This window comes from Lactiplantibacillus herbarum (genome assembly GCF_001039045.1).
Classification (GTDB): Bacteria; Bacillota; Bacilli; order Lactobacillales; family Lactobacillaceae; genus Lactiplantibacillus; species Lactiplantibacillus herbarum.
Genome location: NZ_LFEE01000038.1, coordinates 84,678 through 94,436, shown reverse-complemented (window position 1 = coordinate 94,436; position 9,759 = coordinate 84,678). Strand labels below are relative to the sequence as shown.

At 35.0% G+C, this 9,759-nt stretch carries 8 protein-coding genes and 1 pseudogene; all 9 read left to right on the top strand.

Features of this window, described 5'->3' with window-relative positions:
• The first annotated feature begins 211 nt into the window (after positions 1–211).
• Positions 212–457, top strand: a complete 246-nt coding sequence (locus ACG95_RS12090) for a hypothetical protein (protein WP_048000762.1) — start codon at positions 212–214, stop codon at positions 455–457.
• A 669-nt stretch (positions 458–1,126) separates the two neighbouring features.
• Positions 1,127–2,587: an ATP-binding protein gene (locus tag ACG95_RS12085; RefSeq protein WP_048000761.1), complete on the top strand. Its 1,461-nt coding sequence runs from the start codon at positions 1,127–1,129 to the stop codon at positions 2,585–2,587.
• Between the two features lie 259 nt (positions 2,588–2,846).
• Positions 2,847–3,404, top strand: coding sequence for a site-specific integrase (locus ACG95_RS14275; protein ID WP_053072812.1), 558 nt, complete (start codon positions 2,847–2,849; stop codon positions 3,402–3,404).
• Positions 3,364–3,672, top strand: a complete 309-nt coding sequence (locus ACG95_RS14930) for a tyrosine-type recombinase/integrase (RefSeq protein ID WP_053072811.1) — start codon at positions 3,364–3,366, stop codon at positions 3,670–3,672. Before ACG95_RS14275 ends, ACG95_RS14930 begins: the two co-directional genes overlap by 41 nt.
• 116 nt (positions 3,673–3,788) lie before the next feature.
• Positions 3,789–6,329: a Spaf_1101 family AAA-like ATPase gene (locus ACG95_RS12075; protein WP_048000760.1), complete on the top strand. Its 2,541-nt coding sequence runs from the start codon at positions 3,789–3,791 to the stop codon at positions 6,327–6,329.
• 122 nt (positions 6,330–6,451) lie between these two features.
• Positions 6,452–6,736: a hypothetical protein gene (locus ACG95_RS12070; RefSeq protein ID WP_048000759.1), complete on the top strand. Its 285-nt coding sequence runs from the start codon at positions 6,452–6,454 to the stop codon at positions 6,734–6,736.
• Between the two features lie 198 nt (positions 6,737–6,934).
• Complete coding sequence (locus tag ACG95_RS12065) at positions 6,935–7,738, top strand: hypothetical protein (protein ID WP_048000758.1); 804 nt, start codon at positions 6,935–6,937, stop codon at positions 7,736–7,738.
• Positions 7,739–7,769: 31 nt separating this feature from the next.
• Positions 7,770–9,002 (top strand): HEPN domain-containing protein, encoded by a 1,233-nt coding sequence (locus ACG95_RS12060; RefSeq protein ID WP_048000757.1) that lies wholly within the window; start codon positions 7,770–7,772, stop codon positions 9,000–9,002.
• Between the two features lie 182 nt (positions 9,003–9,184).
• A pseudogene (locus ACG95_RS12055) lies at positions 9,185–9,397 on the top strand (2,3-bisphosphoglycerate-dependent phosphoglycerate mutase); the annotation flags it as partial.
• Positions 9,398–9,759: the final 362 nt, after the last annotated feature.

The window sequence follows — 9,759 nt, the reverse complement described above, 5'->3', positions numbered from 1 at the left end:
CGAGTTGGCACCCATATATCCGTACTACCCATGTAGAAAAGTTCAGATACTAATTAAGCTAATAGATGACTTATCCCCAGTGGTCTTGCGGACCCGGGGATAAGTGCATAAAAACAATGATTAATGTGGATGATTGATTATCCACAAGTTAATAACTTTTACGGCATAAAAGTTATGCACAAGAGAAATTGATTATGGGGGATTTTTAATAATGAGTGAATCAGTAGCGAGTGAAGTAACACAGCGTGAAATGATCCGGTTGATCGGATTGTTCCGGAAGAACGGTTTTAAGGGTGAATACGTCAGTTTCCAACACGTGACTGACGAAGGTGCTAGTTACTTCGTTGTCATGGCGGATGAGAACAACGGGACACAGGGCTTGTTTAAAGCTGACTTGTTAGCTGGAACGATTGAATTTCAGTATATGGTGGATGAGAATCATACTGTAGCTGAATAAATATTTCTTGAAGGAGGTAGCTGAATGCTATCTCCTTTTTTTGTACATTGGGTTTTATGAATGCTGATTTGAAAGCTGGTATACTTATGTATAATATTTAGTTTGAAAACGAATTGGATCTATACCGAGTAGATAAGCTTGGAATATGAGGATTGACGCGGATTGTAAAGTGGAATTGACAATTTGACAAGCTGGACAAAACAAGTGTAAAAAGATAAGCTGAGACAAGTCCGAATAAGCTTAAGATACGGGGGCTGGAGTGACTTGTAAAGGGCAATTGACAAATTTGGCAAGTCGGACAAAACAAGTGTAAAAAGATAAGCTGAGACAAGTCCAAATAAGGTTGAGACATGAGGCTAAGAGTAACTTGTAAAGTGTAATTGACAAATTTGACAAGTCGGACAAAACAAGTGTAAAAGATAAGCTGAAATAAGTCCAAGTTAGCTTGAAATATGAGGCTTGGGGCGACTTGTAAAGAGCAATTGACAAGTTGTCATATTTAGTATGACGGCTACGGGATTAAAGCTGATCTACTAGAATAGATCAAAGGTGTGGAACTTAAAAGGAAATTACGGAGCTGTAGCAAGTATTGTAGAGCTTGAAGAGGAATTATAAGTAATGGTGTTTTACATAGCAGTTAAAGTATTTTGAAAAATATGAGGTGCAATATTGAATACTCCTAAATACGAAAAAAAAGATTTATTAAGTATCTCAGAGGGAAAAACTTTTGATCGTAAAAGTGCTAGATATGACTTAAACAGACTCGCCAATATTCTAATTGCGTTTGCGAATGCTGATGGTGGCACAGTTGCTTTGGGTATTAGTGATAAAAAATATGAAGGTGTAAACTTATTAACAGCGCAAAAAAAGAATGATATCCTGCAAATTGGTTCTCAAAGAATTGTACCAACAATAAAGATAGAAATTACCCGCAAACCAGTAAAAAATGTCCGGAGCTTAGATGACGAAATCTGGTTGTTAACTGTACGGCCTGCTGATGATAAACTATATGTGAACAAAAAAGATGAAGTGTATCTTAGAATTGGCGACGAAACTCACCGAGCAACTTATGAGGAACGTAAAAATCTTGAGTTTGATAAAGGAATTCGAGCCTTTGAAAGTCAAATTATCGATGAAGCAATGCTAAATGACTTGGATGAAGATGTTGTTGCTCAATATAAAGAATTATATGGTTTTGAAGGCGACAATCTCTGGGATTTACTTTTTCCAAAAGGTTTGGCTAAGCGTATTAGGAAACCAAATGATCATATTACTTATCGATTAACTGTAGCAGGTGTATTGTTACTTTCAAAGTATCCGACTGCTTTTATTCCAGGTGCTAGAATTAGGTTTATTCGATATGAGGGGCGAGAAGCGAAAACTGGGTCTGATATGAATATTGTTAAACAGATTAGAATTGAAGGACCACTAACTAAAATGCTACAGCAAGCTAGTGATAGCTTAGAGGCTCAATTGCGAACTTTTTCTAGTTTGAATACAAAGTCGGGTAAGTTCATCGATGTTCCAGAGTATCCTAAGGGAGCATGGTTGGAAGGAATTGTTAATGCTGTAACTCACCGAGGCTACAATTATACTGGTGATGATATTCGGATTTTAATGTTGGACGATCGATTGGAAATCCATAGCCCAGGTAGTTTACCAGCTGTGGTTACCCCGGAAAATATTCGACGCACTCACTATTCAAGAAATCCTTATATCGCACGGGCCTTAACTGATTTTGGCTGGGTACGTGAGTTTGGTGAGGGTGTTGATCGTATCTATACAGATATGAATAAATTCTTTTTGGATGATCCTGTCTATGATGTTGATACTAATAGCGTCAATTTGATTCTGAAAAATAATATTGTAATGCGCTCATTCCGGAAAAATGATGATTTAGAATCAAAGATTGGGAAGGATTGGCAACAACTAAACTTTATTGAACAAGCAGCAGTTGGCCTTGCCTATGAACATGGAAGTGTTCGTACACGCGAATTATCAGCAGAAGTCGATGACTACAGTCTGAGTTCGGTTAGAAATGCTTTGAAACATTTAACGGCAATGGGGATTCTTGAAAGAGTTGCAGCTGCGCCAACCTCCCCCAATCAGTATTATCGTTTGATAAAGTAAAACATTTAGGGATTTCATTCAAAATATATATGCTGAATGAAGCATATAGCAGTCCAATTAAATAGATTGATTCTGAAGAGGTAGTTTCTAGACTATCTCTTTTTTTGAGGATTTTTAATTTGGAGATGGCTAATTTGAGGTTTGTTGAATATTATCAATATTGGGTGGATTTATATAAGCAGCTGGTGGTGTCTCTAAGTACGATGAACAATTATTAAGCTAGTCTGAATCACAAAAAAAATACTTGGTGGATATCAGGATGGAGAATCTGCTGCGGAACCAGATTCAACAGTTTCTAAACAAGCTGGACCTCAGTCATGAGACTGCGCGCAAAGACTTGATGCATATTCGAGCTTGTTTGCGTGATGCGGTCAGTGATGGCGTCATTCCCCGAAATCCCGTGGATGACCGACTATACATCGTGGCAGATCCTAATCGAACTAAGTCGGATGATAAGAAGTTCATGTCGATAGCGGACTACAAGAAAGTGAGAGACTTTTTGCTAGGCTATCATTACTATTTAGCCGATGTGAATCGCTTAGCATTATTGATCATCTCGCAATCTGGATTACGAGCTGGTGAATGTATTGCGCTCAAGTATGAAGACTTAGATTTCCTTCATAAAACAATTCGAGTGGATGAGTCTTGGGATAGTTACCATTCAATGATAAAAGAACCTAAGACTAAAAATGCCAAGCGGATACTACCAATCCCACCTAAGGTTATGAAGATTCTGGAGGGCTGGATTCACTATCATCGGAAGGTCTTGTTTCGAAATGGGATTGCTAACCCTGATCATTTCCTACTATATAAATAGGCATGGTCGATTACCAAAGGCTCAGAATATCAATGCATCGTATCATCAATTACAGAAGAAGCTAGGGATTGAATCTAAGTTCAGCACGCATACTTTTGGGCACACGCTGGCTACGTTGATGATTGCTGATAAAAATATCTCGTTAGTTTATATATCACGATATCTTGGTCATGCTAGTACGGCGATAACGCAGAAGTATTATATAGGCTTGCTGCCGGAGCAAGTTGTGGTTGAGGAGAGAAAGGTATTGAAGGTGATTGAGAATTAACTAAATTAAAGATGGGCCAGTGTGGTCACTAGTCTATCTTTTTTTGTACGTATGTTTTAGATTCTTTCGAAAAAAAGCAGTATATTAATAGTATTAAAGTTTGTGGGAGGGTAATTATGAAACCTAAGCTACGAAAGTTTCGAAAAATCACAGAGGAATCTAGTTTATTTCGTGAAATTAAACATTTGAACGGATTGAAACAAAGCTATGGAAAATACCGAAAAACATTATTGCATTTTCATACTCCAGCTTCACATGATTACACAGTTATACCAGATACCCATAAGAAAGAATATTCGAGCTACACAATAGATGAAATAGTGGAAATTGCAAATGAGAGGGATTTGTTCAGATTTCCAAAGTTTCAAAAGGACGACTATTTAAGTAGTATGGTGGAAAATAATGAGTTGTTTAGTGACTATAAAGAACTATTGGTTTACTTGCTAATCGGCGATACTCTATTTAGAGAACAGATTGAACTTGCTATCATCACTGATCATAATACAATTGATGGATATAAAAAATTAAAGGATGCTGTAAATATTTTAAGAAGGGCTTATGGTACAGATATGTCCTATCCACATATACAGTTAGGGGCTGAAATTTCTTGTGGTGATGCTATGCACGTAGTGGCGATTCTGGATGATTCAATGATTGAAAAATTCAATGCGTTTTTGGAGCCAGTATTGGTAACTGAGCAACGAGGTACATATTTACCGTCTTGGAAAGTGATGGACGCTATAAAAAAAATAGGTGGTATTGCATATATAGCGCACTTTAATACTGTTAATATTTTAAAAACCAAAGGGATTGGAAAAGCTTATAGCGGGGCTTATAAAGATAGATTATTATCTCCGGATAATATGAAAATCGTCGGTTTGTCAGATTTAAGTAAAACTGAAGGTTTAAAGAATAAATTTAGACAAGATAGGAATATTAATGATGTCACTATATTATATGATGAAGATTCGCATGAATTAGAAGCGTTGGGAAAGAAATTTTTTTGGTTAAAGGGTCAGGAATTAAATTTCAGAATGATTGTAAATGCCATTCACGATGCGGATATTTCTGTGAGACAAGTGAAACCTAAACTTCCAAGTGCTTATATAAAAAGCATCCATGTTGAAGGTACTGGCTTTCTAGGAAATAATGCGGACTTTGACGTTCCTTTCTCAACTGCTTTAAATTGTGTTATAGGTGGGAGAGGATCTGGAAAGAGCACATTGCTTGATTGTATAGGATTTGTATTGTCGCGAAAAATAGGCAGTGTATCGCAGTTGGAGAATATATGTAATCAAGGAAAAATAGAATTGAGCGTCTCGTATCAGGATCAAGATTACTATATTTATTTCCGACCAGCTATTGATGGTTATAATCCAGAAATGTTTATAAGAAGTTACCTATACGGAACTGATAGGGCTACTCAATATTCTGAACGAAAAGAAGTACCAAACTGGAGCGACATAACTGAAAAGACTACTGAAAAGATTCAAATATTTACTGTACAGGGGACAATGATATACGAAGTAATTAACAAACAAGAATTCTTAGATACAATGTTTAAAGCAGTCTATTCAATTAATGAGTTAGTAAAATATGCGACTGATGATAGAATAACTAATTTTATTGGAGATCAGTTTGCATTGAATAATGAGTTTATAAAGAAAATCAGGATTAATCGAGTTAAAGATGATGAACAATTAGAGAAGGAATGTAATAAGATTGATAGTAGACTAAATGATAGGCAGAAGAACATCCAAGAGGCAGTTGAACCATTTAATAAAATAACAAAGAATTTACGGATACTATATACTCAACAACCAATTCTGCAATATGAATTTGGCTGGTTAGACAATATTAATCCAGATTATTTTCATGGTGGCTCTGGTTGGTTCGATAATTTTAATATTACGGAAGAGAGTCTTTACGACTATTTAAATGATTTAACTGATGAGATTATCTTGCCAAAAGTGTATTTGTTATTCAAAAAAGGGCAATGGCCTAGAGTTAATGAAATTTTAGATATTAAAAAGTATGCTGATAAGCGTGAGTTTCATGATATTGAAAATGGCGTTGTTGAGATTACTAAAGAAAATGAAGAACGGGTTCTATCTCAAATTTATTATGAAATTTTCCGTCCAGCACGTGGAAGAATATATAGTTTTTTACAAAGCTACTATTTGAATGTTGATGTGTTTGATTTGGAATTTGATATTAATAGTTATGAGAACGAGAGTGATATTACAAAATTCAAACTAATTCAGCAAGTTTCATTAGGTCAAAAGGTTGTTGCTCTATTAGACTTTATTTTTGCATATGGCAGCCTGAATGGTGATACAACACCGCTACTGCTTGATCAACCTGAAGATAATCTAGATAGCAGTTATATTTATCAACACCTAGTTACATCGCTTAGAAAAGTAAAGGATAGAAGACAAGCGATAGTTGTTACTCATAATTCAACTATTGTCACCAATTCTAAACCAGAAGAAATTATTTCTATGAAGTCTGATAACTTACATGGGTGGGTAGATAACAGTGGTTATCCTACTGAAGTTGAGGTTATTAAACGGATTATTAATCTATTAGAGGGTGGATATGACTCTTTTGAGCATAAAGAGTTTATATATGATCCAGTTTTGAAAAATGCAAAATGACAATTAGAGAGAAGAAATTTGTAAAATACACTATTTTTAAATGGGTTATTGATATTTTGTCTTGAGTAATGTTGGTATAATTAACTTTAATGTAGTAAATCTAAATTAAAGGGTGAATATTAATGGATATTTCTATTAGCACATATCTTACTGATACAAAAACAAGTATTAAACGATTAATCATAAAAGTTGAAAATATTGATTCAGTTCATGATGTATATGTAGCGAAAAATCCCGAGGGAATAACTTACTATATTTTTGTTTGGCGAAGTGGGACGGCTGTTATGAATTGGGTACCTTCTGATTATAAGTTGGCAGAATCGTTTGTTCAGATTGGTGATACGCCAATTGTTATGAAATCAGACGGTGAGTATGTGAATGTGCCAATGTCTTATAGAATTAAGTAGAAACTTTCACTGATATCTTTATAAAGAAGTCTCATTCAATGAGGCTTCTTTATTTTTTAGTATGTGTTATAAATTCAGAAAATCAAATGAGTATCTTTAGTAAGAATGGTTTTTGAAAAAGAACTATAGTAAGTTTTAAGAGGGTCAACTATACTAAACACATATACATAGGATTATTTATGTTTGGAGAGAATCTAAATGAGTAAAACAAATAAATTTAGCGAAGCGTTTGTAAAATCAAAGAATATAACAGTTGATGCATTAACGTTAATTGAAATGGAAAATGGTGATATTCCTAAAGAGTATGATTTGAAGAATGATCTATACTGTCCAGAATGTCATGAGCCACTATTATCTATCATTAATCGGATGAGTGGAAAGTACTTGCGAAGAAGTCTTAGAACAGGAAACCCTAAGCATCATAATTGTAGTTATGAACTCCATGTTGCTACTCATCAGGAAGTTAAGCGATATGTTGAAGAAAAGAATAGAGGTGAAATTAGCCAGGATTTGGTTCAATTGCTCTTAAAGGATAATGCTATTAGAATTCGTGATGTTCATGCTAATGATGTTATTCGAAAGACTAATAATCGGCTGGTATATACTGCAAAAGACGCAAATGATCATGAAAGAAAACGAATTGCACAACAAAAATTAAATAACTTGTTTATAAAAAATTTAGAGACTGGCGTTAATAAATATTACTATGGACGAGTTCAACTTACCAATCGTCGTGAGAATGTTGATTTTGTGAACTATACAGTTAAGTCTGTAGAAAAATCTCGTTTGTTTTCAATGGGGATACCAAAATATTGTGAGAATTTAATAGATGAGATTGACGCAATATTTGGTGATAAGAAATTAGTTGTTGTAGATTTGGCTATCTTTTCGGAAATAAAAGTCAAAGAAGGAATGATTAAGAACCATAAAGTTGTATACAGAGATGCGACTATTCAAAACGAATCGTACTGTCTTGTAAAGAAAGTAATAGGCGTAAATTAATAGTGAAATCGAAATTTTAGGAGTTGTTATTATGTCAAAAGGCAAAGATAAGAATGCTTTGTCGGAAGAAAGATTAAGAGAGCTGCTTAATCAATTTATCAAGAGCGTAGAAAATGTAAGTGAGGAGAATATGGCAGAAGCCGAGGCTGTTTATACAACTCAGGGGGTGCTGATTAAATATTCGGAATCACTGTTAATACAAGTAGAAGATGCGGTAGTTAAAAGTAGTAATATTCATTATTATGATGGAGTACCATTAGGTAGGCAAATTATGAAGAAAGTTGCAGAAATAAAAAAAGAATCTGATAAAGAGGCAGACGAATTAAGACAAGAAATTGTCTCGGGTATTGTCAATTTAATCTTTTCGCCAGATAGAGAATATCAGTGTGTTATTCCTATTACTGGAGTAAAGGTAAAGGAAACGGTGATGATTGGCCCCGTAACTTTTCGTGCTAAAAGTACTAAAGAGAGTTATCTGAGAGAATTGGAAGCAGTATGTGATATTAATTTTGATAGGTCTCCTTCATTTAGGGGAGACTTTGCTACAGTTACAGTTAAGTCAGGAAGCCAGCATAGCTCTGCCGAGTTTGCAGGACAAATTGTTAGCGCTATTCTTGATGCATTTCAAGTTATGCTTGGTCAAATTAGTCGACCTTTAGGTTTATATGTAGGAGATTTTCCATTACAACGTACTACAGAAAAGCTTGCCGTTACTAGTGGAGAAGGTACTATAATATATAAACAAGATAGATTTCCAGCAGAACTTAAGTTGGATAATGAGATGAGTGATAATCAATATCTCAATTTAATTGGAAAAATTCAAACAAAGATTATTGATTTTGAGCATCCTAAATTATCAAATTTGGAGAGAAATATATATAATGCAAATAAACTATTTTCAATAGGAATAGCAAGTGATTTTGGTGCTGTTCGATTTACTAATTTAATGTCTGGAATTGAGTCGTTACTCGAACAGAATAAGCTTGATCAAAGTATAACTACACAAGTTTCTGAAAATATGGCATTTTTAATTGGTAGAAGTGCAGAGGACAGACTTGAAATATTTAAAAACATGAAAAGTTTGTATGGCATGCGTTCTGTTTTTGCACACGGAGACTCAACCTATATTCCAAATGATAAGCTAACTCAGTTAGTATCGTATATTAGAAGATTAATTGCTGAAATTATTAAGAAATTTGAAATTCTTGAAGAAAGTGGTATTCAAAATTATGTCAAAGAGATGAAGTTTGGTCTTAGACAGTAATACTAAAGTTTAGGCGATATTTAATCTTCCCCTATATAACGTTTTGGTATCTCAACTTTAGCCAAGAACGCCGATAACATAAGGTTTCGTTGGATAAAGTTGTCACTAATTGGTAACTAGCGGATTATGAAAATGTTTTGAAAACGTTGATATACCAACGCTGGAAGGCTGCTTTTGACCGACCTTTCTGGGAAGATGAAATTGCTCCTAAGTTGCTTGATGGCAAGAACGTTATCATCGCAGCCCACGGTAATTCATTACGTGCCTTAAGCAAGTACATCGAACGGATCTCTGATGATGACATCATGGATCTTGAAATGGCTACTGGCGAACCAGTTGTCTACGACTTTGACGAAAAGTTAAACGTCTTAGGCAAAGAAAAGTTAGGCAAATAATTTAGCCTTATTTACTAGGTTTTCCTAGAAGCGCCCGCACTCGTGGGGGCGCTTTTTTATGGCCTAAAAATCATCTAATGTTAGATAAGGTTAGATGAAGTTGGCAATATGTGTCAATTTTAGGTGCGAATCGGACGCTGAACGGACGCTAGTGGGCGCTGTGAAAACTAAAGCGCGGGTGAACGAGTGTTGAGTTTGAGTTGGCACCCATGCTATCCGTACTGCCCATGTAGAAAAGTTCAGATACTAATTAAGCTAAGTAGAGAACTTATCCCCACGATTTTTACGGACTTTCGGGATAAGTGAATAAAACAATGATTGATGTGGAGATGTGATTATCCACAAGTTAATAACTTTTACGG